At 72.3% G+C, this 23,711-nt stretch carries 17 protein-coding genes; 7 read left to right on the top strand and 10 right to left on the bottom strand.

The features are described from left to right. Window positions 1-66 precede the first annotated feature (66 nt). From AC07PV_RS19230 to AC07PV_RS19245, 4 genes are all read left to right on the top strand, one after another. Entirely contained in the window at window positions 67-1,041 is a 975-nt protein-coding gene (locus tag AC07PV_RS19230) for an NADPH:quinone oxidoreductase family protein (protein WP_218295364.1), read from the top strand. A 106-nt stretch (window positions 1,042-1,147) separates the two neighbouring features. Next, window positions 1,148-2,695, top strand: coding sequence for a GGDEF domain-containing protein (locus AC07PV_RS19235; protein ID WP_494631065.1), 1,548 nt, complete (start codon window positions 1,148-1,150; stop codon window positions 2,693-2,695). A 204-nt stretch (window positions 2,696-2,899) separates the two neighbouring features. After that, window positions 2,900-4,432 (top strand): alkaline phosphatase D family protein, encoded by a 1,533-nt coding sequence (locus tag AC07PV_RS19240; protein WP_494631066.1) that lies wholly within the window; start codon window positions 2,900-2,902, stop codon window positions 4,430-4,432. A gap of 157 nt (window positions 4,433-4,589) precedes the next feature. After that, a complete protein-coding gene (locus AC07PV_RS19245) occupies window positions 4,590-6,428 on the top strand; it encodes a gamma-glutamyltransferase family protein (protein ID WP_494631068.1) in 1,839 nt (612 codons plus the stop codon). 9 nt (window positions 6,429-6,437) lie between these two features. On the opposite strand, the gene AC07PV_RS19250 is transcribed toward AC07PV_RS19245, so the two are convergent. The 8 genes from AC07PV_RS19250 to AC07PV_RS19285 all read right to left on the bottom strand — a co-directional run bounded on the left by AC07PV_RS19250 (window position 6,438) and on the right by AC07PV_RS19285 (window position 19,175). Then, window positions 6,438-10,490: an IPTL-CTERM sorting domain-containing protein gene (locus tag AC07PV_RS19250; RefSeq protein WP_494631069.1), complete on the bottom strand. Its 4,053-nt coding sequence runs from the start codon at window positions 10,488-10,490 to the stop codon at window positions 6,438-6,440. A 271-nt stretch (window positions 10,491-10,761) separates the two neighbouring features. Then, on the bottom strand, window positions 10,762-11,331 hold the full coding sequence (locus AC07PV_RS19255; RefSeq protein WP_494631070.1) for an Ig domain-containing protein: 570 nt from the start codon (window positions 11,329-11,331) through the stop codon (window positions 10,762-10,764). Window positions 11,332-11,348: 17 nt separating this feature from the next. Continuing rightward, a complete protein-coding gene (locus tag AC07PV_RS19260; protein ID WP_369642865.1) occupies window positions 11,349-11,957 on the bottom strand; it encodes a phage tail protein in 609 nt (202 codons plus the stop codon). 8 nt (window positions 11,958-11,965) lie between these two features. Further along, window positions 11,966-12,568 (bottom strand): phage tail protein, encoded by a 603-nt coding sequence (locus AC07PV_RS19265; protein WP_255591122.1) that lies wholly within the window; start codon window positions 12,566-12,568, stop codon window positions 11,966-11,968. A 22-nt stretch (window positions 12,569-12,590) separates the two neighbouring features. Next, window positions 12,591-13,679, bottom strand: coding sequence for a DUF8740 domain-containing protein (locus AC07PV_RS19270; protein WP_494631071.1), 1,089 nt, complete (start codon window positions 13,677-13,679; stop codon window positions 12,591-12,593). Between the two features lie 153 nt (window positions 13,680-13,832). Further along, window positions 13,833-17,678 carry an ATP-binding protein gene (locus tag AC07PV_RS19275; protein WP_494631072.1) on the bottom strand — a complete coding sequence of 1,282 codons (3,846 nt, stop codon included), beginning with the start codon at window positions 17,676-17,678 and terminating at the stop codon, window positions 13,833-13,835. A gap of 142 nt (window positions 17,679-17,820) precedes the next feature. Continuing rightward, window positions 17,821-18,258 carry a cupin domain-containing protein gene (locus AC07PV_RS19280; RefSeq protein WP_255591121.1) on the bottom strand — a complete coding sequence of 146 codons (438 nt, stop codon included), beginning with the start codon at window positions 18,256-18,258 and terminating at the stop codon, window positions 17,821-17,823. Window positions 18,259-18,419: 161 nt separating this feature from the next. Continuing rightward, window positions 18,420-19,175, bottom strand: a complete 756-nt coding sequence (locus tag AC07PV_RS19285; protein WP_494631073.1) for a sulfite exporter TauE/SafE family protein — start codon at window positions 19,173-19,175, stop codon at window positions 18,420-18,422. 184 nt (window positions 19,176-19,359) lie between these two features. Here AC07PV_RS19285 and AC07PV_RS19290 point away from each other — a divergent pair, with 184 nt between their 5' ends. Continuing rightward, complete coding sequence (locus AC07PV_RS19290; protein ID WP_494631074.1) at window positions 19,360-20,337, top strand: LysR substrate-binding domain-containing protein; 978 nt, start codon at window positions 19,360-19,362, stop codon at window positions 20,335-20,337. Between the two features lie 27 nt (window positions 20,338-20,364). Here the strand turns inward: AC07PV_RS19290 and AC07PV_RS19295 are convergent, their stop codons facing one another. Continuing rightward, complete coding sequence (locus tag AC07PV_RS19295; protein WP_494631075.1) at window positions 20,365-21,006, bottom strand: pyridoxamine 5'-phosphate oxidase family protein; 642 nt, start codon at window positions 21,004-21,006, stop codon at window positions 20,365-20,367. Window positions 21,007-21,098: 92 nt separating this feature from the next. Here AC07PV_RS19295 and AC07PV_RS19300 point away from each other — a divergent pair, with 92 nt between their 5' ends. Then, window positions 21,099-22,028 (top strand): LysR substrate-binding domain-containing protein, encoded by a 930-nt coding sequence (locus AC07PV_RS19300; RefSeq protein WP_494631076.1) that lies wholly within the window; start codon window positions 21,099-21,101, stop codon window positions 22,026-22,028. 21 nt (window positions 22,029-22,049) lie between these two features. On the opposite strand, the gene AC07PV_RS19305 is transcribed toward AC07PV_RS19300, so the two are convergent. Continuing rightward, the gene (locus AC07PV_RS19305) at window positions 22,050-22,616 is read right to left on the bottom strand and encodes a carboxymuconolactone decarboxylase family protein (protein ID WP_218340249.1); all 567 of its coding nucleotides are present in this window, start codon (window positions 22,614-22,616) and stop codon (window positions 22,050-22,052) included. 150 nt (window positions 22,617-22,766) lie between these two features. Here AC07PV_RS19305 and AC07PV_RS19310 point away from each other — a divergent pair, with 150 nt between their 5' ends. Beyond that, window positions 22,767-23,654 (top strand): helix-turn-helix transcriptional regulator, encoded by an 888-nt coding sequence (locus AC07PV_RS19310; RefSeq protein WP_492253543.1) that lies wholly within the window; start codon window positions 22,767-22,769, stop codon window positions 23,652-23,654. The last annotated feature ends 57 nt before the right edge of the window (window positions 23,655-23,711 follow it).

A 23,711-nucleotide genomic window follows, 5' to 3' on the forward strand; every position in this document is an offset into this window, starting at 1 on the left:
CGTGGGACATCGCGCCCCGGCAGGCCCCGCCTATCATGCGTCCCACATTGACAGGAGACTTTTCCCATGCACGCTTGGCTTTGCACCAACCCCGTCGGCGTCGACGCCCTGGCCTGGACCGAACTGCCCACGCCCACGCCCAAGGCGGGCGAGGTGCTCATCGAGATCAAGGCAGCCAGCCTGAACTTCCCCGACCTGCTCATCGTGCAGAACAAATACCAGATGAAGCCGCCACTGCCCTTCGTGCCCGGCTCTGAATACGCGGGCGTCGTGGCCGCCGTGGGCGACGGCGTGACGCATCTGAAAGTGGGCCAGAACGTGGCCTGCCTGTCGGGCACGGGCGGTTTCGGCACCCACACGATCGCGCCCGCGGCGCTGTGCATGCCCCTGCCCGACGGCTTCTCGCACGTGGATGCTGCAGCCTTCATCATGATCTACGCCACGTCGTACCACGCGCTGGTGGACCGCGCCCAGCTCAAGGCCGGCGAAACGGTGCTGGTGCTCGGCGCCGCCGGCGGCGTGGGCACCTCGGCCATCCAGATCGCCAAGGCCATGGGCGCACGCGTGATCGCTGCCGCCTCCACCGACGAGAAATGCACGCTGTGCACCTCCATCGGGGCGGACGCCACCATCAACTACAGCAAGGACAACCTGCGCGAATCCATCAAGGCGCTCACCGACGGCAAGGGCCCGGACGTGATCTACGACCCGGTGGGCGGCGATTTCGCCGAGCCCGCGTTCCGCTCCATCGCCTGGCGCGGCCGCTACCTGGTGGTGGGGTTTGCGTCCGGCCCCATCCCGGCCCTGCCCTTCAACCTCGCGCTGCTCAAGGGTGCCTCCATCGTGGGCGTGTTCTGGGGCGACTTCGCCAAGCGCGAACCCAAGGCCAATGCCGCCATGATGGGCGAGCTGGCGCAGTGGTATGCCCAGGGCAAGATCAAGCCCGTGATCGACCGCACCATGCCCATGGCCGAGCTGCCCGCCGCCTATGCGCACATGGGTTCGCGGGGCGTGATGGGCAAGCTGGTGATGGTGAACTGAGCCTGTGGCCCGCCGGGCGCGCCGCCCGGCTTCATCCAGGCCCCGGGAATCCGGCCGCTGTGTCACACTCGCGCATCCTGCTTCTCCCTGACACTGGTGTCCGCACATGGCCGACCGACCACCTTCCGAAATCGCGCGCGAGACGCTCAAGCAGCTGGCCACCCGGCGCCTTCCCCCGACGCCCGACAACTATCTGGCGCTGTATGACGAGATCGCAGGAGTCCGCAGCCCGCAGCCATTTCCCGAAGGCCCCCTGCAGCACATCCTGAGGGTGCTGCCGGGGCAGACGCCCACACAGAAGCGCCTGCTGGGCCAATTCGAACGCGCCGTCAACAACAAAGACTGGACTTCGCTACAAAGTGTGCTGGTGGGCTACGCCAACCTGGGCCTGAACCCCGCCACGGCGGCATCGGCGCCGGTGGAGCCGGCCCCCGGGGCCGCGGCCACTGCCTCGCCAGGCATCCTGCCGGACGAGTTTGCGCAGATGCTGGCGCGCCTCATCGACAACACGCTGCCCGCGCTTGGTGAAGACGATGCCCGCGTGATCGACATGGCGCAGCAGCTCATCACCTTCCTGAAGGAGCCCGCGCCCCCCATCTCCACGGTGCAGCTCATGCTGGGCAACTTCACCTACAGGCTGTCGTTCGCCACCGAGGAGCAGGCCTCCATCCGCGCCAGCCTGCTGGAGCTGCTGCACATGGTGTTCGAGAACATCGCCGTGCTCAGCCTGGAAGACCGCTGGCTGCACGGCCAGGCCGAGGCGCTCATGGCCGCGTCCACGCCGCCGCTCACGCTGCGCCGGCTGGACGACGTGCAGCGCCGACTCAAGGACGTGATCTTCAAGCAGGCCGAGGCCAAGGCCCGCACGGTCGAGGCCCAGGAGCAGATGAAGGACATGCTGGCCACGTTCATCGAACGGCTGGCCCGGATCACGGCGTCCAGCACCACCTACCAGGGCACGATGGCACGGTGCGCCGACCTGATCGGCAAGGCCAACACGCTGGAGGAGATCGCCCCCGTGCTGCACGAGGTGATGACCGCCACCCGCGCGATGGCGCTGGACAGCCGCGTCACGCACGACGAGCTCCATGAGCTGCGCGAGCGCACCGAAGCCAAGCGCGCCGAAGTGGCCAAGCTGCAGGAAGAGCTCGACCGCGCCAGCCAGCAGGCCCGGCACGACCCGCTCACCGGCTCGCTCAACCGCAAGGGCCTGGACGAGGCCATCGAGCGCGAAATCGCGCGTGCGCGCCGCCTGGGGTCTCCGCTGTGCCTCTCGCTGCTCGACGTGGACAACTTCAAGACCATCAACGACCGACTGGGGCATTCCGGCGGCGATGCGGCGCTGGTGCACCTGGCGCAGGTCACCCGCGAGGTCATGCGCCCCCAGGATCTGCTGGCACGCTACGGCGGCGAGGAATTCGTGCTGGTGCTGCCGGACACCCCCGTGGAAAGCGGCGTGGCCGCCATGACGCGGCTGCAGCGGGAGCTCACGACACGCTTCTTCCTGCAGGGCTCCGAGAAGGTGCTCATCACCTTCAGCGCCGGGGTCGCCCAGCTGCACGACAGCGAAGACAGCGCGGACACCATCCGCCGCGCCGACCAGGCCATGTACCTGGCCAAGCGCTCGGGCAAGAACCGCGTGATGGCGGCATGAAAGGAAGCCCCCCTGTGTCGCCTTCGGCGCCTTCCCCCGGAGGGGGACGCCGCCAGCGCACGCAAGCGAAGCGCCGCATCCGCAGCTTGGCGGCCCTTGCGCGGTGGCCGCTGGCCTGGGCTGCGCCAGTTTTGAGCGCAGCGCACTAAGGCGCACCCTGCAGTGCCCCCAGAGCAAAGACGGTCCTTTCTGCGGCGCGCAGCCATGGCTGCCGCTGCCACCAGCCTGCCCCATTGGGCTTGGAGCAACCCGCCGTCGCTGCACGCCAATCCGTTCGCGCTGGGCGTGGCCAGTGGAGACCCGGCGCCCGACGGCGTGGTGCTGTGGACGCGGCTGGTGCTGGCCGATGCGGCGCAGGTGCAGGCCGCCCACACCGTGCGGTGGGAGGTGGCGCACGATGCGCGCTTCGCGAAGATCGTGCAAAAGGGCGAGGCGCCTGCCCTGCCGCAGCTCGGCCACAGCGTGCATGTGGAGCTGCGCGGCCTGGCCCCGGACCGCTGGTACCACTACCGCTTCCTGCTGGGCGATGCGGTGAGCACGGTGGGCCGCACGCGCACGGCCCCCGCACCGGGCGACCTGCCTGGCGCGTTGCGCGTGGGATTTGCCTCCTGCCAGCGCTGGGAGCACGGCCACTACGCCGCATGGCGCCACCTGGCGGCCGACCAGCCCGACCTGGTGCTGTTCCTGGGCGACTACATCTACGAATACGCCACGCCCAGGAACACGGCCGACCTGGCGCGCACCCACAGCCTCCAGCTGGCCACCACGCTGGCCGACTACCGAGACCGGTACGCGCTGCACAAGAGCGACCCGGCCCTGCAGGCCGCCCACGCCGCCTGCCCCTGGGCCGTGACCTGGGACGACCACGAGGTGCAGAACGACTACGCCGCCGGCGCAGGCCGGGGCGACGCCACCGGCTTTGCGGCGATGCGTGGCGCCGCATGGCAGGCCTTCTACGAGAACATGCCGCTGCGCGCGGCCAGCCTGAACCGGCCCTTCCCCGACACCCGGTGGGACGCGCTGCAGGTCTATCGCCGCCTGCGCTGGGGCCGGCTGGCCCACATCCACCTGCTGGACGGCCGCCAGTACCGCACCTGGCAGGCCTGCCGCACACCGGAATCCGCCAGCGCAGGCGCAGTGCGCGGCGGCCAGTGCGCCGACCTGGGCGACCCCGCCCGCAGCTTTCTGGGCGCGGCGCAGGAGCAGTGGCTCGACGCCGGCCTGGCCAGCGACGCGGCCACCCGCGACACCACACACTGGAGCGTGGTCGCGCAGCAGACGCTGTTCTCGCCGCGCCACTACCCCTCGGGCATGGTGTCCACCGACAGCTGGGACGGCTACCCCGCAGGCCGCGCACGCCTGCTGCAATCGGTGGCCCGCCACGCGCCCCGCAACACCGTGCTGCTGGGCGGCGACATCCACCAGAACTACGTGTGCCGCGTGCACGCCGACGCGGACCGCCCCGGCTCGCCCGTCATCGCCAGCGAGTTCTGCGGCACCTCCATCAGCTCGCGCTCGGGCACCACGCAGGACAAGGTGGACGCCGTGGCGCGGCACAACCCCCACGTGCTGCTGGCCCGCTGCGACCTGCGCGGCTACGGCCTGGCGGACATCACGCCCGAGCGCTGGACCACCACCCTGCGCGCGGTGGACGACCCGATGCGCGCGGACAGCGGCGCCAGCACCCTGGCCCGGTTCGTGGTTCAGGACGGCCGCGCGGGGCCCGTGCCGGCGTGAACGCTCATTTTTTGATAGCTGTCAGCGCTTATCCAGAAAGCGACAGGGCCGCAAAAGACCTCAAACCGTGCGCCTGTAGCGCAATGTAACGCCGAGCCCCCGCGCAGGCTGGGCACCGTACGATGGCCGCTTCTTGCTTGCCACGAAGGAGAAGCCCATGTCCCCCATCGTCTCGCCGGCCCCGGCATCCCCCCGCAGCTTGCGCCCTGGCCTGATCACCTGCGCCGCGCTCGCCGCACTGCTGGCCGGCTGCGCCAGCGCCCCCTCGCAGTTCGCCTACACCGTGCCGGCCCAGCCCGAAGGCTCCTCGGGCTACACCGAAAAACCCGGCTGGGCCACCGAGAAATTCGCCGTAGCCGCCGCCAACCCGCTGGCCACCGACGCGGGCTACCAGATCCTCAAGGCCGGGGGCTCGGCCGTGGACGCGGCCATTGCCGTGCAGATGGTGCTGACCCTGGTCGAGCCGCAGTCCAGCGGCATCGGCGGCGGCGCCTTCCTGCTGCACAGCAGCGGCAAGGTGGTGGAGGCCTATGACGGGCGCGAGACTGCGCCCGCCGCCGCCGACGAAAAACTCTTCCTCGGCGCCGACGACAAACCCGTGCCGTTTTACGACGGCGTGGTGGGCGGCCGCTCGGTCGGCGTGCCCGGCACCGTGCGCATGCTGGAGCTGGCACACAAGCAGCACGGCAAACTGCCCTGGGCCACACTGTTCCAGCCCGCCATCACCCTGGCCGAGGGCGGCTTCAAGATCAGCGCACGGCTTAACACCCTGGTGGCGGCGGACCCGCACCTCAAAAAGGACCCGGTGGCCGCCGCCTACTTCTACAACGCCGATGGCGATGCCCGCGATGTGGGCGTGAACCTGCGCAACCCCGAACTGGCCGCGGTGCTGCGCCGCATCGCCGCCGAAGGCAGCAAGGCCCTGCACGAGGGCGAGATCGCCCAGGCCATCGTCGACAAGGTGCAAAAGCACCCCACCAACCCCGGCAAGCTCAGCCTGGCCGACCTGGCCGGCTACCAGCCCAAAAAGCGCGAGGCGCTGTGCCACGACTACCAGGTCGCCAGCAAGGACTTCCGCGTCTGCGGCTTTCCGCCGCCGAGCTCGGGCGCCATCGCCATCGGGCAGATCCTGGGCATCCTCAAGAACACCGACGCGGCCGCCAAGCCGCTGCAGGACGGTATCCCCTCGGCCGACTGGCTGCACCTGTACACCGAGGCCGCGCGCCTGGCCTTTGCCGACCGCGCGCAGTACGTGGCCGACCCGGACTTCGTGCAGCCTCCCGCCGGCAGCTGGAGCAGCCTGCTCGCCCCCGCCTACCTGGCCGAACGCGCCAAGCTCATCGGCGCACAGAGCATGAAGGTCGCGCAGCCCGGCAACCCCGGCGCGGTGAAGGCCAGCTACGCGCCCATGCCCGACCAGCCCGAGTACGGCACCAGCCACATCAGCATCGTCGACGCGTTCGGCAACGCGGTGGCCATGACGACGACCATCGAAGACCAGTTCGGCGCGCGGCAAATGGTCAAGGGCTTTTTGCTCAACAACGAGCTCACCGACTTCAGCTTCGCGCCCGCCGATGCCCAGGGCCAGCCCATCGCCAACCGCGTGCAGCCCGGCAAGCGCCCGCGCTCGTCCATGGCGCCCACGCTGGTGTTCGACAAGGCCACCGGCGAGTTGCTGATGAGCGGCGGCAGCCCCGGCGGCGCGGCCATCATCCACTACACGGCCAAGACGCTCTACGGCGTCTTCCACTGGGGCCTGATGCCCCAGCAGGCCATCAACCTGCCCAACTTCGGCTCCATGAACGGGCCCACGCTGCTGGAGGAAAAGCGCTTCCCGCCCGCCACGGTGGAGGCCCTGCGCGCACGCGGCGCCGAGGTGCGCGAGATGAACATGACCAGCGGCCTGCAGGCCATCACCCTGGGCAACGCCCACGGCAAGAAGCTCTGGATGGGCGGCGCCGACCCGCGGCGCGAGGGCGTGGTGATGGGGGACTGAGCCCCGCGCTCACCGTGCCGCGCGCCGCCGGCCGGCCCCCGCCAGGGCCGCCACACCGGCCGCCAGCAGCAGCAGGGCCCAGGGCGACAGCGTGGGCACGGCCGTCGCGCCGGACACCATGGGCACGCCGGGGCCTCCCGCATCCCGCACCGCACCGTTGGGCCCCAGGGCAAAGTCATCGTCGCCCAGGCCCCCATCAGTGATGCTGAACCGCACCGTGTTTCCGCTGATGGTGGCGGGCAGCTCGTACCAGTGCGCAGCCGCGTTGCCGGGCGTGGGGCCCCACTTCCAATAGCGCGTGCCGGGCGGCAGCGGCGCGGGATAGGTGATGGTGAAGTGCAGCGTGGCCCCTGCCGCGCACCCGGCGGTGGCGAAATCGAACAGCCCGTGCGGAAAGGCCACGCCCGTGGGCGCCGCCGGCGCCACGCTGGCGGCGGGAACGAACCTGCTGGCGGCAAAGCCGCAGCCGGCCCCGCCGCCCGAAAAACCCGCCGTGACGGCGCCGCCCGGCCCCTCGCCCGTGAACTGGGTGGCGGCGGCCGGACGCACCACGCGCACCACGTACGACAGCGTGGCACCGCTCTGCGCCGTGACCAGCACCGTGACCGGGTTGTCGCCCACGGCCAGCGCGATGGGCGCCGACGCGCTGCCGCGCGCCACCAGCGCGCCGTTGACCCGCACGCTGGCCGTGGCCTCGGCCGCCAGGGGCGTCAGCGTGATGGACGCCACCGCGTGGTCCACGCTCGCCGTGTACTGCAGGGTGCCGGCATCGAACGCCGGGCCCAGGCTGCCCGCGGACAGCGTGAGCGCGCCCAGCAGGGCATTCGCGCTGGGCACGGGGCGCGTGGCGGAGAAGGTGTAGGTGGCCGTGCCGCCATCGCGCGCCAGCACGCTCACCGTGACGACCGCGCTGCCGCCGGCGGGCACCGCGACGGGCGCCGATGCGCTGCCGCTGGCCACCGGCACGCCGTTGACGCGCACCTCGGCGGTGCCGAAGGCCAGCCAGGGCGTGAGCGTGAAGTCCGGGCCGCCCACGGGCAACTGCACGGCATAGGCGGTGACGGCGCCCGAGAACGCCGGGCTCAGCGTGCCGCTGGACGGCACCACCTGGGCCAGGTCGGGCGCGGTGTTGCGCAGCACCCTCAGCCCCTCCCCCCGGTTCGACAGCGCGTTCATCACCAGGTCGGGCTTGCCGTCGCCGTCGAAGTCGGCCATCGCCATGCGCGAGGGCAGCCACGGAACGTAATGCAGCTGCGGCGCCGCCAGGCTGCCATCGCCCTGCCCCGCCAGGATGGCGACATTGAAGGCGCCGCCGTTGCCGTTGAGCACGGCGACGTCGGGATGGCCGTCGCCGTTGAAGTCGCCCACCACCACGTCCTGCGGCACCTCCTGGCCGATCATGGGCCCCAGGCCGCTGGCGAAGCGCACGGGGTTCTCGAGGCTGCCGTCCGGGCGGCCCCGCAGCACGAACACCGTGCTCACGCCGTTCACCGACACGGCGACGACGAGGTCATCGCGCCCGTCGCCGTCGAGGTCGCCCACGCGCGGAACCGCCCCGCCCATGGGCACGCCCAGCGTCCCGTCGAAAGGCGCGCCGAAACCGCCCAGGGGCAGGCCCGGCAGCAGTTGCAGCGCACCGTCACCGCTGGCCAGCACCAGGTCGATCCGCCCATCGCCATTGAAGTCCCCGCCGACGACGTACCGCACCCAGCCCAGGCTCCCCACCGGCTGCGCGTCCGCGAAGCGGCCGCCGCCCAGGCCGCGCTGCACGGCAGCGCCGTTCGCGCCGGGCGACACGAGATCGGGGCGGCCATCGCCGTCCACGTCCAGCGTCGCGACGCCCGCGGCCGCCGCGGGCGGCCAGGCCAGCGGGGGCGACAGCGCACTGAAGCGCCCATCGCCCAGGCCCGAGGCCAGCTGGGCGTGGCTGCCATCCACCGCCATCGCGTCCAGCCAGCCGTCGCCCTGGAAGTCGCCCAGTGCCAGCAGGAAACCGTCGCCCAACCCCACCGGCGACCACTGCGCGGCGGCGAAGGTGCCATCGCCCCGGCCCGCGAGAAGCGCGATGTCCCGCCGGACCAGGCTCACCGCGGCGATGTCCACATGCCCATCGCCATCCACGTCGCCCACCGCGAGCGTCACGGCCTGCGTGCCCTCCAGCGGCAACGACAGCGGCGCGGCGAAGGCCGTCGGGTTGTGCGCGAGCGGCACCGCCTGCGGCGCCTGGCGCGTGATGGAAACCAGGTAGGTGCGCTGCACCATGCCGTCGCTGGACGTGACCTGCACCGGCACGGTGTTGGGCCCCGGCGCCAGCGCCACGGTGGCGGCATGGCCGCTGCGCAGCATCTGCCCGCCGACGCGGGCCGTGGCCTCGGCATCGGGCAGCGCCAGCCCCACCCGCACGGAGGCCATCACGAAAGGCACGCTGGCGCTGTAGGCCAGCACGTCCGGGTCGAACGCGGGGCTGAGGCTGCCGCCCGACAGCGTCAGCCCGGCCAGCGCCGCGTCGGTGCGTCCGCGCAGCACATCCAGCGTGTAGCTGCCGGTCTGCAGGCCGTCGGTGCTGGTGACCTGGATGGTGATGGCGTTGTGGCCGGGCTGCAGGGGAATCGGCGCCGAGGCCTCTCCCGGCACCACCGGACCACCATGGACGAGGATGGTGGCCGTCGCATCCTCCGCCGTGGGCGTGACCGTGAGCGTGGAGGCATCGCTGGCGGCCCGCACGGTGTAGGCGGCGATTGCGGGATGGAACGACGGCCAGGGCGTGCCGCTGGACAGCGCCAGCCCCAGCAGCCTGGCGCTGTTCACGAGGCTGGCACGCACCACGCGCAGCGTGTACGTGCGCTGCGTGGCGCCGTCCTGCGCCGTGGCCCGCACGGCGATGGTGTTGGTGCCGGGCGCGAGCGGCACGCTCACGCCGCCCCCGGCCGCCACGGGCGCGCCGTTGACCGTGACCGACGCCCCGGCGAAGGCGGGGGTGGGCGTGACGGTCACCGCGCTGACGGTGCCGGCCACCGATGCGGTGTAGAGCATTACGTCCGGATCGAACGCCGGGCTCGGTGTGCCCGCCGACAGGGCCAGCGCCGCCAGCCGGGCGTTGGTGTCGGGCGCGGCGCGGGCCACGGTCACGGTGTAGGTCCTGGTGGCCAAGCCGTCCTCCGACTGCACGCCGACGGCGATCGCCGTGGCGGCCCCCGCCTGCAGCGCCACGGAATGCGGCACGCCCGCCGCCAAGGACGCCCCGTTGACGGTGAGGGTGGCGGTGGATGCAGCTGGCGACGCCGTGAGCGACACCGCCGTGGTGGCATAGGGCACCGTGGCGCTGTAGCCCGTCACGGCGCTGTCGAAGGCCGGACTGAGCGCGGCGCCGGACAGGGCGAGGCTGTCCAGGTCGGCGCTGGCGCTGGCCAGCCGCGTGATGGCCAGATCGAAGGTGCGGGTGGTGCCGTCCTGAGCCACGGACTGCACCGTCACCGTGTTCGCGCCCAGGGCCAGCGGGATGGCCGGCGATGCGCTGCCGCTGGCCACCGGCTGGCCGTTGACCGTGAGGCCGGGGCAGTCCGCCGCCGTGGCGACCACCGCCACGGACCGGTCGCGCACGGTGGCGCTGTAGCTGTGCGTGGCCGGATCGAACGGCGGGGACAGCATGCCCGCCGACAGCGCCAGGGCGGCCAGCTCGGCGTTGGCGCCCGGCCCCTCGCGCTCGATCTGCAGCGTGTAGAAGGCCCTGGCGGTGTAGTCGAACGACAGGGGCCGCTCCACCGCCAGCTCCACCGTGTTGGCGCCAAACGCCAGGGGGACGGACAGCGCGCCCTCCGTCTCGCCGCCGAACAGGTGGAGCGTCTGCCCCAGGGCCCGCACGGTATAGGGCTGGTAGTTGGGCTGCCAGGCCCGCACCGCGATGCTCTGCGGCGCGCAATGGCCGATGCGGATGCCCGGCACCGCCACCCGCAGCGGGTCGTCGGTAAGATCCCCCAGCGGGTAAACCGCGGCGACACCGCCCACCGCTATGGAGGCCAGCTGCGCGTAATTGGTGAAGCCGGGTTCCGGGTCATCGGCCACCGCCCCTCCGCAGGCACACGCCAGCAGACAACCCAGCACCCACCGGCGCATCCGCAACCCCGCCTTCCAACCGCCCATATCCCCTCCCCCTTCAGCCGCTGCACGGCACCGTGTTGGGCCGCGATTGTTCGCAGGCAGCGTTGACGCAGCGTTGAACGCCCGCCGCCCTGGCGGGTGCACGCGGGAGCGCAGGCACCGGTCCGTGCATTTTTTGCTATATTTTTAATAGCTTCCAGCGCTTTGCGGTAAAGCGCTGCAGCCCAAAATGGCATCAATCCTTGCGCTGACGGCGGCGTGCGGTGGCCGCGCCCCCGGCCATCAGCAGCGCCAGCAACGTGCCCGCCCACGGGCCGCCCAGCGGTACGGCGACCGGGGTCGCGGGCCCCCCTGGACCGGGCGCGGCGGCCACCGAGAACACATAGGTCACCGTGGCCGTCTGCGCCGCGGCGTCCGTGACCTGCACCGAAAAGCCGTAGTGGCCCGCTGCCGTGGGGGCGCCCGACAGCAGGCCCCCCGCGGACAGGGACATGCCCGCCGGCAGGCTGCTTCCGGCCGCCAGGGCGTAGGTGTAGGGCGGCGTGCCCCCCGTGGCCGACAGGCTCTGGCTGTAGGCCACGCCCGCCACGCCCCCGGGCAGGCTGCCCCCCGTGAGCACAGGCGTGCTGGCCAGAGGAATGACGGCGCCGCTGTGCAGCACCACGCCGCCGCCCGACGACAGGCCCGCCACGGCCTGCCCCGCGATGGCGCCGGCCTGGGCCGCTGCGGGCGGCGCCCCCAGGGCGCCAGCCAGCAGGGCGAACGCAGCAGCCGCGCGGCCCGAGGAGAGAAGAAAGGATGGCATGCCGCGCTCCCTGCCCGCTAGTTCCGCGTGGGGTACGTGCCCCCCACGCAGATGATGTAGTTCAGCGCCAGCGACGGCGGCAGCCTCTCGAACGGCTGGGTGGAGCCCGCGCTCCCCACGGACGTGAGCGCCAGCCGGGTGTCGGGCGCGACCGCCGCGAAGGCGCCCGCCTCCGGCACCGCGGCCAGCGCCATGCCGGCAGCGGGCGTGGCGCTGGTGGCCGCGCCGCCCGCCGCCGCCACCGCGTGGCTGTGGGGCGGCAGGTTCCAGTGCTGAAGCCACATCTGCTCGTCGCCCCGGTGCGTGCCTTCGACGACGTCGGTGGCCAGCCCTAGTCCCTGGCCCGTGCCCACCGGGATCCGGCTGCCCAGATGGGGCAGGTTGAAGTGGGTCATGCCGTCGCCGCCCCAGGTGGTGCCCAGCACCGAGAAAAGCGCGTTGTGGTCGGTGATGCTCAGGGCCTGGCCGTTGGCGAGCATCCAGCCCACCGGCGCGTAGTCGCCCGCGAACAGCCGCACATCGCCCAGCAGGCAGTTGTCGGCCACCTGCGCGCCGGTGCCGGCGCATGCCAGCAGGCCCGTACCGGCCAGCAGGAGCTGGCCCAGCCGTGTTCGCCGTGTTTGCATGGCGGTGCTCACGGCCGGACGGGGAAGTCACCCGCGGTGCAGATGATGTAGTTCATGCCCAGGCTCGGCGGCAGGATCAGGAACGCCTGTCCGTTGCCGGCGGACGCCACGCTGGTGGCGGCCAGCTGCACCGATGGCGACGCGGCGGCATACAGCCCCGCGTTCTGCGCCACGGCCAACACCTTGTCGCTGCCGGGGGTGCCCGTGGTGGCCGGGGCATTGCTGGCCACGTTCAGGGCGTGGATGTGCAGGGGCATCTGGCCGGTGGTCAGCGTGTGCGTCTCAGCGCCCCACTGGTCCCCCAGTGCGCGGTAGGTCAGTCCGAACCCTTGCCCCTCGCCGACCGCCACGCGCCCGCGCAGGTCCGGCAGGGCGAAGGTGGAGGATCCGTTGCCGCCGTAGGTGGTGCCCAGGATGCTGAACAGCGCTGCCGTCTGGGCGTTGAGGGCCAGCATCTGCCCCTGCGCCAGGGCCCAGTTGCGGGGCGCGAAGTTGCCGGCGAACAGGCGCAGCTCACCCATCATGCATTCCTGCTGCGCCATCACGGGCGATGCGCCGGCGGCCAGGGCGGCCGCCAGGGCCAGGGAAGCAAAAGCGTGGTTCTTCTTCATGGCATGTCGTTCTCTTGATGCATCACTGCGCGGCGATGAAGCACACCGGCTGCGCCGTCTCGGCGCTGTCGAGCCAGCCCAGCGCCAGCGTGACCGCGCCGGCCGCCTTGGCCACCGGGTGCACGGCGCGCGCGCGGCCCGTGGGCGCGGCCCGCGCGTCCAGCACCAGCGTGTAGCCGGCGCTGGCGAAGGCGGTGGTGAAGGTGATCTGGTGCTGGCCGGTGCCGCCGTCGTAGGCCACGGTGTAGCCCGTGCCGCTGCCGGCCTGCCCCACGCTGAAGCAGCCGTGCACCAGGTTGCCTGCGCCGCCGCCGGCCGGGCCGGCGGGGCCCTGCGGCCCGGCAGGCCCCTGCGGACCCTGGGCGCCGTTGCAGACGTAGGCGGTGGCGGAGACCTCGCCCGCGTCCAGCACGCCGTTGCTGTTCGCATCACTGCCACCCTGCACCCGCGTGCCGCCAGTGGCGCAGTTGGCGCCAACAGCCTCGGCGGCGGTGGCGATGAGCGCCCGCGCGCCCGCCGCGCCGGTGGGACCGGCCGGGCCGATGGGGCCGATGGGCCCGGCCGCGCCCGCCGGCCCCTGCGGGCCGGTGGCCGCGCCGCAGGCCCAGCCGGTGGCCGCCTGCAGCAGCGTCTCGCCCACGGCGCACACCTGGCCGATCTTGGCGGCGGTGACCGCGCCGTCGGCGACGGTCTTCGCGCTCAGGGCATAGGGCGCGCTGGACAGGGGCATGCGCGGCGCCAGCTCGGCGGCGCCGTTCACGCTCACGCCCAGGTAATACGGCTGGTCGAACGGCAAGGCCAGCGGGGCGATGCTGCCCAGCTGCACGCTGAAGACGCCGGTCGCCAGTGCCACCGCCGGATGGGTCTCCTCCCACAGCGCCGCGCCGCCCGTGGCCGCATCGTAGAGCCGGAACTGCAATTGCACGGGCCCCGCCAGCGGCCCGCCACCAGGCTGGGTGAGCTGCCCCTGGTAGCTGACGGAGGCGGGCACCGCCGCATGGCTGCCTTGCGCCGCCAGCCCCCAGCCCAGCGCCAGGGCCATGGCAGCGGCACGCACGGTGCCACGCCATGGGTACGCCGCCTCGGCCTTCTTCGCTGCATTCACGACCATCCCGCCTCCTCCCTGTTACGCCGCGCCGCGGCACCTTGGACAAGGGGCGGATTGTGGAAAGCAGGGCGTTGACAGAGCGTTGAATGCCGCGATCGCGGCCCTGGACCGGGCCCGCGACAAAACGTCGGGGGACAGGCCGCCGCGATGCTTCCGTCAGGGGCGCATGGCCGCGGCCGCCGCGGTGCACTGCGCCAGGCATTCCCGTGCCTCGTGCAGATCCGGGTTGCCAGGCAGGTCCGACACGCGAGCCAATGCGGGTTCGAGCAGCGCCGCCGCTTCGCCGCAGGCCCCCTGCGCCGCCAGCAGGCGTGCGATGCGCGTGGCGCTGCGCAGCGCAAACAGGGCCGCGCCGCAGGCCTCGGACCGCGCCAGTGCGTCGCGGTACAGCCGCAGCGCCGGCGCGGTGTCGGACGGCCGCAGCTGCAGCAGGGCATCGCCCCGCAGGCGCAGGAGTTCTGCGACGAAATGCGTGTCGTGGTGCGCGGCCGCCTTGTGCAGCGCCTCGTCGATGGCGGGCAGCGCCTCGGCGCCACGGCCCAGGTGCAGCAGCGCATCGATGAGGAACGCCATGAAGGTGATCTCGATCACGCGGAACACCTGCCGCGCGCCCTCCAGGCCCTCGCGGATGGGGGCCAGCGCGCGGGCATCGCCCTGCACCGCCTGCGCCCAGCCCAGCACCGCCGCGGCGGCGGCCTGCCACAGCAGCAGCCGGTGGTGCTGCGCGTAGGCCAGCAGTTCGGCGCTGAGGGCGGCGGCGTGCTCCGGATCGCGCAGGTGGCGGTAGAGCACGGCGGCGCAGCTGAACGCAAAGCCGAAGCTGTGCGCGTGGCCCAGCGTGCGTGCCAGGGCCACGTTGTCATCGGCCAGCGCCCGCGCGCGCGGCAGGTCGCCCTCGATCCAGTGCACCCAGGCCAGCAGGGCGCGCGCGGCGATGCCGATGTCCTCGCCGAACCGCGCGATCGATTCGGCACTGCCCACCCGCGTGCTCCAGCCGATGGCCGCCTCCAGGTGCCCCCGCGAGCGCGCGAACTCGCCCAGCCACAGGGTGTTGTTGCCGTAGGCGTACTCCACGGCCATGCGCCGCGCCGGATCGGGGCTGCCCTCGGCCATGCGGGCCAGGCGGTCGGCGTATTCCAGCGGATGCTCGTCCTCGCTGTGGCGCCCCACCATCCACAGGCCCCACATGAGCGGGAACAGGTCCATGCCCGGCGGCGCGCTGGCGGCGAGCGCCCAGGCGCGGTGAAAGCAATCCCTGGCCGCGTCGGAGCCATAGCCCTGCGCGCCCACCAGGGCCGTGCCCAGGCCGACCTGCAGCAGCAGCTCGTCGCGCGCGCGGCCCGGGTCGTCCTCGGGCAGCGCCTGCACGGCGGCCAGGCCCGCATAGAAGTCGTGGATGGCCTCCCCCAGCACCGAGCGCGATGCGGCCTGGGTGCCGGCCACCCACCAGGCATGCGCAGCGGCGGGATGGATGGATTCGGACAGGTGGTGGGCAAGGATTGCGGGATAGGCCCGCACACGCTCGGAAAAATCGGTGCGCAGCGCCTCGGCCAGCCGGGCATGCAGCCGCCGCCGCTCGGCCTGGGCCAGCGATTCGTAGGCAGCCTGGCGGATGAGCGCATGGCGGAAATACAGCGGCCCGCCGAAACGCCGCCGCACCAACCCTGCGTGCTGCAGTACCTCCAGGCCGCCGCCCACATCGTCCTGCGGCCCGGCGATGGCGCGCAGCAGGTCCTCTCCGAAGTCGCGGCCGATGCAGGCCGCGTACTGTGCGATGCGCTTGGCCGGGCCCATTCCATCCAGGCGCGCGGCCAATGCGTCCCACAGCGTGGCCGGCACCTCGCTGTGGCCTGCGCCCCCTGCCAGAGCGGCACGGGCCAGTTCCTCGGCGTACAGGGGCACCCCGTCGGCGCGGCCCACGATGGACGCCATCTGGGAATCCCCCAGCCGCGTGCCGCCCTCCAGCTGCGTCACCAGGGCGCGGATGGACTGGTACGACAGCGGCGCCAGTTCCAGTTGCACCGCCAGCCTGGCGGCCAGCGGCCCATGCGGCTGCGCCCGCGTGGTGCACAGCAGAAGCAAGGGGGCATCGCGGTCTGGCGCCAGCATGCGCTCGAGCAGCTCCGATGTGGCCTGGTCGGCCCAGTGCAGGTCCTCCACGACGAGAAGCAGCGGCCGGCCATCGCTGCCGGGGCCGAACAGCCGCGCCAGCAGGTGCTGCTCGCGTTCCTTGCGCTGGGCCGGATACAGGGGCTGCGCAGCGGCGGCAATGCCGGGGTCCATGGGCAAGCCCAGCAGGTGCAGCAGCACGGGCAGCTCCGCCAGGGCGGCCTCCGTCCCCAGCTCTTGCAGAACCTGGACGGCGGCCTGGACAGCGCCCTTGTGCGCATCGGCGGGCGTGCCGTGGTCCAGCCCCATCTGGCGATGCAGCTGCTCGACAAAGGGAAAATAGGGGATGTGGGCCGACTCGGCCTGGCAGGCCACTTCGGCGACCCGGCCGCCACAGGCCCGGACCTGCTGGGCCAGGGCCGCCGCCAGGCGGGACTTGCCCTTGCCCGCATCGGCCCGCAGCAGCACGCCCACCTGCCGCCCCCGCTGCGCGTCGCCCCACGCGGCCAGCAGCCTGTCCAGCTCCTGGCGCCGCCCGACCAGGGGAGAGGCGGGGCGCTCCTCCGCATCCCCGCGGCGCATGTCCTGCCTTCGGGCCAGCAGCACCGCCGCGCCCTCCTGGGCAGAGCCCCATTGGAAATGCGTCTCCAGGATGCCGCGCAACGCGGCGCTGGCCAAGACGCCCCCCGCCGGCGCGGCCTGCGCCATGCGGCGCGCCGTCCTGGTGAGCGTGCCCGCCGCATCGGGCGGGCCTTGGGATTCGGCCACAAAGGCCCAGCCCGCGTGCAGGCCCACGCGCGGCACGAGGTCCGCCGCGCAGCCCGCGGCACGCCACGTCTGCACCAGGGCGAGAGCGGCCTGCGCGGCATCGCGCGGCGCATGCTCGCGCGCGCTGGGGTAGCCGAAGAAGGCGAGCAGCTCGCCCCCCTGCGCCGCGACCACATGGCCTGCGTACCCGCGAACAAGCCCGCTGCCCTTCTCCAGCAGCCCCGCCAGCGCGGCGGCGGCGTCCTCGGGGTCCATGCCGTCGCGCGGCTCGAAATCGCAGGCCAGCACGGCAAGGCGGCGGCGTTCCGGCAGCGCCAGGCCCTCGGGCCGTGGGGATTGCGGTGCTGCGGCGGCGCCGATGCGTTCGACCAGCGCCACGGTCTGTGGCTCGGGCTCGGCCCCCAGCTCCTGCGCGATGGCGCGGCGGTACGCGGCATAGTGCGTCAGCGCCGCGGACGGGCTGCGGCGCGCGAGCAGCCGCAGATAGCTGCGCTGCAAGGGCTCGCGCCACGGGTCCACCTCGATGGCGCGCTGCGCATACTGCAGCGCCTTCGCGCCGTGGCCCTGCAGCTCGTGGTGCGCCATCAGCCGCTCCAGCATGTCCAGCGCCTGGCGGTGCAGCCCTTCGCGCCGCGCGGCCAGCCATGCCTCGAACTCGGGCGCGTCGGGCAGGTACAGCCCCGCCAGCAGGGGCCCCCGGTAGTGCGCCACGCGCTGCTCGAGCAAAGCCGGCGCATCCACGGGCACGCTGGCGCCCGCGAGGAAATCGGCCACGTCCAGGCGGCAGCCGGCGCCGGCGCGCAGGCGCAGCGTTTTCTGGGACGCTTCGATCAGCGGCGGGGATCCCGCCGCCGTCGCCTGCGCATCGCCCAGCGCACGGCGCAGGTCGAAGAGGCAGCCCCGCAGGTTGGCGCGGGCCCGCTCGGCATCCACCTGCGGCCACAACAGGTCGGCCAGATGCTCGCGGCGGTGCTCGCCAGGCTCCAGGGCCAGGTAGGCCAGCAGTGCGCGGACCTTGTCATAGGGGAAAGCGGTCACGGCCTCCTGTCCGCGCGAGATGTCGAACCCGCCCAGAAAGCGCATGGCCAGCTCGCGCGAAAGAGGCCCGTTCACGAAGGTAGTCAAGGTGCGAAGAGAGGAGCAGCGGGGGACGGGAAGGAATGGTGCGCTGGCGGGCACCGCGGCATTCTATGTGCCGCCCGCGCGCAGCCCGGCCGGCCCCCGCAGCCCAGCCCCTGTCACTGCGCGGGGCCGCGCCACGGCGCCCTCACTGCTCGGCGATCACATCCACGAACACCAGCGGCTCGGTGCCGGTGTTGACCAGACCATGGGATTCGCCCTTGCGCACGATGGTCACATCGCCCGGCTTCACGGGCACCTCGCGGCCGTCCTTGTCGCGGAAGGTGCCACGGCCCGAGACGATGATGTAGGTGTCTTCATTGGTCGTGTGCTTGTGGTAGCCGATGGAGTCGCCCGGCTGCAGCGTGAGCCAGCTGATCTCCTTGATGGCTTGGTCCCTGGACGCCTTGTCGCGCGTGAACGCGTACTCGCCGATCAGCGTGCCCTTGCCACCGCCGGCGGCCTCCTTGCTGGCCTTGATCAGTTCTTCCTTGGCGTACACCTCGGCCAGGGCCGGCGCGGCCAGCAGGGCCAGAGCCAGGGCGGCGCCCGCAGCCCGTGCAAGCGATTTGTTGTGTGTTGTCATAAGTCTCCTCGGTGGATGGATGCCGCAGCCGTGCCGGTCTGTCATCCCGGCACACGCCGCGGCGGCCGCGCCCGCATGGGCAAGGCGCGTGCCGAAGGGCATGTTAGAGCCTTGGGCACCTTTGCGCTGCCGGGCCATCAGGGTTCTGAAGGCGTGCGCCCTCACCCCAGCCGCGCCAGCACCCTGGGCACACTCGCCACCAGCATGGCCACACCCGACAGCGTGAGCAGCCCGAGCACGATCTGGCGGAAACGCAGGTCGCTGATGCCGTGGTACAGCCGCGCGCCCAGCAGCGTGGGCACCAGCATCGCCGGCACCACGATGGCCAGCAGGGGCAGCGCCTCCCGGGTGACCAGGCCGGTGGCCAGGTAGGTGATGAAGGTCACCAGCAGCATGGCCAGGTTGAAGTTCTGGATGATGGCGCGCTGCACGTCCTTGTCCATGCCGCGCAACGTGCACCACAGCGTGGGCAGCACGCCGGTGAAGCCGCCCAGCCCACCCATCACGCCGCCCGCCATGCCCACCAGCGCATCGGCCATGCGCCCGCCGCGTGTGATGCGGGGCAACTGCTTGGCCATGAGCATCGCCGGGCACCACAGCACCAGCAGCGTGCCCAGGATGACCTTGAACGCGTCCATGTCCAGCCGGGGCAATACGGCCACCCCGATGGGGATGCCCACCAGGCCGCCCAGCACAAACGGCAGCAGGCGCACCCGGTCAAAACCCCGGCGCACCGTGGCCGCCGCCACCAGCTGGCCCGTGAGCGCGCCACACACGGTCAGCACGGCCGCCAGGCGCGGCTCCAGCGTCCAGGCCCAGAACGACATGGCCACCATGCCAAAGCCAAAGCCCGACAGGCCCTGCACGAAGCCCGCCGCCACGGCCCCCAGGGCCACCACCCACAGCACTGAATCCATTGCCTTGTCCCCCTTCTGGTTGTCCGCGTGCCCAAGGAGACTGGCGGTGCCTCTGCGCTCCCGCCAGCTCCACCCACCTGCCTGTTCGCTCCCTCGCTCGCTTCGCATTGTGGAGACTTCCCATAAGCAAAGCATCAGCAATTAATATCAAGCCATACAGTTTTCTGAATACCCCAAAAACCCGATGCCCACGCCCCCGCCCCTGGATCCGGAGACCGTCCAGGCCCGCCTTGCCTCGCGCCTGAAGGTGCGGCATCTGGTGCTGCTGCAGCAGATCGAGGCGCATGGCACGCTCACCCGCGTGGCGCACCACATGGCCACGAGCCAGCCCGCCATCACGCACGCGCTGGCCGAACTGGAGGCGATCTTCGGCGCGCCGCTGTTCGAGCGCTCCCCGCGCGGCATGGTGCCCACCGCGCTCGGCGCCGTGGCGCTGGCCCGTGCGCGCACCCTGCTGCAGGACCTGGGCCACTGGGCCCGCGACATGGAAGCGGCCAGCGCGGGCCGCGCCGCGCACCTGCAGGTCGGCGTGATCCCTTTCGTGCCGGGCCGCCTGCTGGCCGCGGCCATCGGGCAGACCCGGCCGCGCGGGCTGCGCGCCACGGTGAGCATCCACGAAGGCACCAGCGACCACCTGCTGCAGCGCCTGCGCGGGCACGAACTCGACTGCGTGATCGGCCGCGCATCCGCCGTGCTCGACATGGACGGGCTGGTGCACGAGGTGCTGTACCACCAGGAGCCGCGCCTCATCGCCCACCGCCGCCTGTCGGCGCGCCTGGCCCGCAAGCCCCTGGCCTGGGCCGAGCTGGCGGACCTGGACTGGGTGCTGGGCGCGCGGCAGACGCCCATGCGCGAGCAGATCACCGACTTCTTCCTGCGCGCGGGCGTGGTGCCGCCGCAGCCTTATGTGGAAAGCCTCTCGTCCAAGGTCATCGGCGAGCTGGTGGCGGCCAGCGAGCGGGCTATCTCCATCGTGCCGGCCGACATCGCGCAGGAGCTGGTGCGCATCGCCGGCGTGGCCATCGTGCCGCACCGCTTTGGCTGGACGCTGCCGCCCATCACGCTGTTCCAGCGCCTGCGGGACGCGCAGCATGCCGAGGTGGCACAGTTCGCGCAGGCGCTGCGGGGGGCGGCGGCGGCCTTCACGGCCGAGCAGGCCTGAGGGTTCGCGTCCGTCCGGCCGATCCTCTCAATACAGCGTCGCCTGCTGCCGCGCCGGCAGTTCCTGGTCGTACGCCGCGCCATCGAATGCGCCGTGCGTGAGGGACGCAAGGATGGCGCCGGGCGTGGGCACCGGTCGCGGGGTGCCGGGCGGCACGGCATCCCACAGGCGTGAGCGCTGGAGGGCACGCGCGCACTGGAAGAACACGGTCTCCACGTCGACCACGACCACGCACTTGGGCGGCTGGCCGTTGACCACGAAACGCGCGAGCAGGTCGGGCGCCACGCTGATGCGGGCACGGCCGTTCACGCGCAGGGTTTCGCCCACGCCGGGGATGAGGAACAGCAGCGCCACGCGCGGGTCGGCCAGGATGTTGCGCAGGCTGTCGGCGCGGTTGTTGCCCCGGCGCTCGGGCAGCAGCAGGGTGGTGTCGTCCTGCAGTTGCACGAAGCCCGGCGGATCGCCGCGCGGCGATGCATCGAGCCCCCCGAGGCCAGTGGTGGCCAGCACCGCGAAGGGCGAGGCCTCGATCATGGCGCGGTAGGCGGGGTGGACGCGGGGCACCTCCTTGTGCACGGAGGCATCGCTGAGCGGCCCGAGCAGCGCCTCCAGGCGCGCCAGGGTGTCGATGGCATGGGGGTCGGGCTGCGCCGGGGCGGTGGCTGTCATGGCGGGTGGTTCAAAAAAAGGTGGAGGGGATCAGGGCCAGAGGCGATGGTGCGCACGACGGCGGCCGCTGACAAACGACATCGCCGCCCGGCATGCGTGACAAAATCGCACACATGCCGCCCGCCACGCCACAGCGCCTGCCCCCGCTCCATGCGGTGCGCGCCTTCGCGGCGGCAGCGCGCCACCTGAGCTTCACGCGCGCGGCCATGGAACTGCATGTCACCCACAGCGCCATCAGCCGCCAGGTCCGCGCGCTGGAAGACCACCTGGGCGTGGCCCTGTTCGAGCGGCGCGTGCGGCAGGTGCTGCTCACGCCGCAGGGCCAGCAGTTCTTTGCGCAGGTGGAGCCCGCCCTGGCGCAGATCGGCGCCGCAGCCCAGGCCCTGGCGACACCCGGGGCCCCGCGCACCGTGACCATCAACGTGCGCCCCTCGTTCGCCGTGCGCTGGGTCATCCCGCGCCTGCCGGGCTTCGTCGCGCAGTGCCCGGACATCGAGCCCAACGTGGTGACCAGCACGGTCACGCCCGACCACGCCACCGCTCCGTTCGACGTGGCCATCCGCCGGGGGCTGGCGGGCTGGCCGGCCGCGATCACGCCGCAGCCTTTTTTGCACGACCAGGCCCTGGTGGTGGGCACACCCGCGCTGTGGGCGGCCCAGCCGGTGCGCACGTCGCCCGACCTGGCGGCGCACGTGTTGCTGTGGTCGCGTTCGCGCCCCGGCGACTGGGACGACTGGAAGCGCCAGGTGGGCGCCCCGCGCCTGCAACCGGCGAGCCAGCTGCAGTTCGACCACCTGCACTTCGTGCTGCAGGCCGCGCTGGACGGGCTGGGCTTCGCGCTCGCGCCCGCCTCGCTGGTGGCGCAGGACCTGGCGGCGGGCCGCCTGGCCTGCCCGCTGCCGGGGCTGGCCCTGCCGCTCACGCGCCACTACTACGGCCTGGCGCCCCAGGCATCGCCGCAGGCCCAGCGCTTCGCGGCGTGGCTGGAGCAGGAACTGCAAGCGGCCCGCACAGTGGCGTGAGGGGCATGCAGCCCCCTCGGCTCAGCGCGCGGGGCGCAGCTTCACGCCGGGGAAGTCCACGGGCACGGCCAGCGCCACGTTCACGTAGTTGGTGAACAGGTTGAGCGCCACATGGGCCACGATCTCCACGATGTGCCCGTCGCTCCAGCCCTGCTCGCGCAGCGCCTGCACATCGGCGGCATCCACCTGGCCGCGCTCGTCGACCAGCTTGAGCGCGAAGCGCAGCACCGCGGCGGTGCGCGGGTCGGCGGATGCACCCGACTGCGCGGCGGCCAGATCGTCGCCGCTCACGCCCGCCTTGCGGCCCAGCGCCGTGTGGGCGGCCAGGCAGTAGTCGCAGGCATTGCGGTTGGCCACGGCCACAGCGATCTGCTCGCCCAGCGCGGCGCCGATCTGGCCGCCGCCCAGCGCACCGAAGGCGCCCCACATGCTTTGCAGCGCGGCAGGCGAGTTGGCCACCGCGCGGAACATGTTGGGTGTGGCGCCGAAAGCGCCGTGGATCTGGTCGAGCAGCGCGCGCGCCGGGCCGCTGGCCGTGGAGCGGTCGACAAGGGGAATGCGGGCGGCGGAGGAGGCAATGGTGGACATGGTGTCTTCCTTGGAAATGGCATGGAGGTTGAAAGCCGGTGCGTTGGCCGCATCGGGTGCATGAACACAGCACCCCTGCAGTGTCTGGCGACATCGAATACCATTGGGCATCAATAGTCCATCATTCATACCAATACATCCAAAACAACCATGAACCCCACGGAAAGCAGCCTCACGCCACCGTCCGTGCCGCTGGACCGCCTGTCCTCGCTGCTGGAACGGTTCAGGGTGCGGGCGCGCCTGTTCCACACCGGCCCGCTGTGCGGCGTCACCCATTTCGCGGCGGCGCCTGGGCGCGGGTTTCTGCATGTGCTGCGGCGCGGCGAGATGGTGGTCGCCCACCAGCCCCTGGCGGGGCCACCGGAGCGCCTGGAGGTGCGCGAGCCCAGCCTGCTGTTCTACGCGCGGCCGCTGGAGCATTTCTTTCACAACGCGCCCATGGAGGGCTCGGACTTCACCTGCGCGGCACTGGACTTCGATGGCGGCGCCAGCCACCCGCTGGCGCGCGCCCTGCCCCCGCTGGTGCTGCTGCCGCTGGCCCGCGTCGAGGGCCTGCAGCAGGCGCTGGATTTGCTGTTCGCCGAGACCGACCGCCTGCGCTGCGGCCACCGCGTGCTGGCCGACCGGCTCTTTGAAGTCGTGCTGCTGCAGTTGCTGCGCTGGCTGCTCGACCACCCCGAGGAGGCGCGGATGCCCCCGGGCCTGCTGACCGGCCTGGCCGACCCGCGCCTGGCGCGCACGCTCACGGCCCTGCACGATGCCCCTGGCGAGGCCTGGAGCCTGGAGCAGATGGCCGCGCAGGCCGGCATGTCGCGCAGCGCCTTCGCGGCACGCTTCAAGGCCGTGGTGGGCGAAACGCCCGCGGACTACCTGGCGCACTGGCGCCTCACCCTCGCGCAGGCCCATTTGCGCGGCGGGCGGTCCGTGAAATCGATCGCCCATGGGCTGGGGTATGCCAACCCGTCCGCGCTGTCGCGGGTGTTTGCGCAGAAGCTGGGCATGTCGCCACGCGCCTGGCTGGAAGGCCTCGCGGCATAGCCGCCCCCCCTTGGCCCACCTAGCCCGGCTCGACGCAGGGCCCGCGGGACGCCACAA

The sequence above is a fragment of the Acidovorax sp. GW821-FHT09A11 genome, assembly GCF_059418365.1.

Bases quoted from the DNA above. Each gene is read 5' to 3' on its own strand.
- AC07PV_RS19230 (WP_218295364.1), top strand. From the start codon at position 67: ATGCACGCTTGGCTTTGCACCAACCCCGTCGGCGTCGACGCCCTGGCC.
- AC07PV_RS19235 (WP_494631065.1), top strand. From the start codon at position 1,148: ATGGCCGACCGACCACCTTCCGAAATCGCGCGCGAGACGCTCAAGCAG.
- AC07PV_RS19240 (WP_494631066.1), top strand. From the start codon at position 2,900: ATGGCTGCCGCTGCCACCAGCCTGCCCCATTGGGCTTGGAGCAACCCG.
- AC07PV_RS19245 (WP_494631068.1), top strand. From the start codon at position 4,590: ATGTCCCCCATCGTCTCGCCGGCCCCGGCATCCCCCCGCAGCTTGCGC.
- AC07PV_RS19255 (WP_494631070.1), bottom strand. From the start codon at position 11,331: ATGCCATCCTTTCTTCTCTCCTCGGGCCGCGCGGCTGCTGCGTTCGCC.
- AC07PV_RS19260 (WP_369642865.1), bottom strand. From the start codon at position 11,957: ATGCAAACACGGCGAACACGGCTGGGCCAGCTCCTGCTGGCCGGTACG.
- AC07PV_RS19265 (WP_255591122.1), bottom strand. From the start codon at position 12,568: ATGAAGAAGAACCACGCTTTTGCTTCCCTGGCCCTGGCGGCCGCCCTG.
- AC07PV_RS19270 (WP_494631071.1), bottom strand. From the start codon at position 13,679: ATGGTCGTGAATGCAGCGAAGAAGGCCGAGGCGGCGTACCCATGGCGT.
- AC07PV_RS19280 (WP_255591121.1), bottom strand. From the start codon at position 18,258: ATGACAACACACAACAAATCGCTTGCACGGGCTGCGGGCGCCGCCCTG.
- AC07PV_RS19285 (WP_494631073.1), bottom strand. From the start codon at position 19,175: ATGGATTCAGTGCTGTGGGTGGTGGCCCTGGGGGCCGTGGCGGCGGGC.
- AC07PV_RS19290 (WP_494631074.1), top strand. From the start codon at position 19,360: ATGCCCACGCCCCCGCCCCTGGATCCGGAGACCGTCCAGGCCCGCCTT.
- AC07PV_RS19295 (WP_494631075.1), bottom strand. From the start codon at position 21,006: ATGACAGCCACCGCCCCGGCGCAGCCCGACCCCCATGCCATCGACACC.
- AC07PV_RS19300 (WP_494631076.1), top strand. From the start codon at position 21,099: ATGCGTGACAAAATCGCACACATGCCGCCCGCCACGCCACAGCGCCTG.
- AC07PV_RS19305 (WP_218340249.1), bottom strand. From the start codon at position 22,616: ATGTCCACCATTGCCTCCTCCGCCGCCCGCATTCCCCTTGTCGACCGC.
- AC07PV_RS19310 (WP_492253543.1), top strand. From the start codon at position 22,767: ATGAACCCCACGGAAAGCAGCCTCACGCCACCGTCCGTGCCGCTGGAC.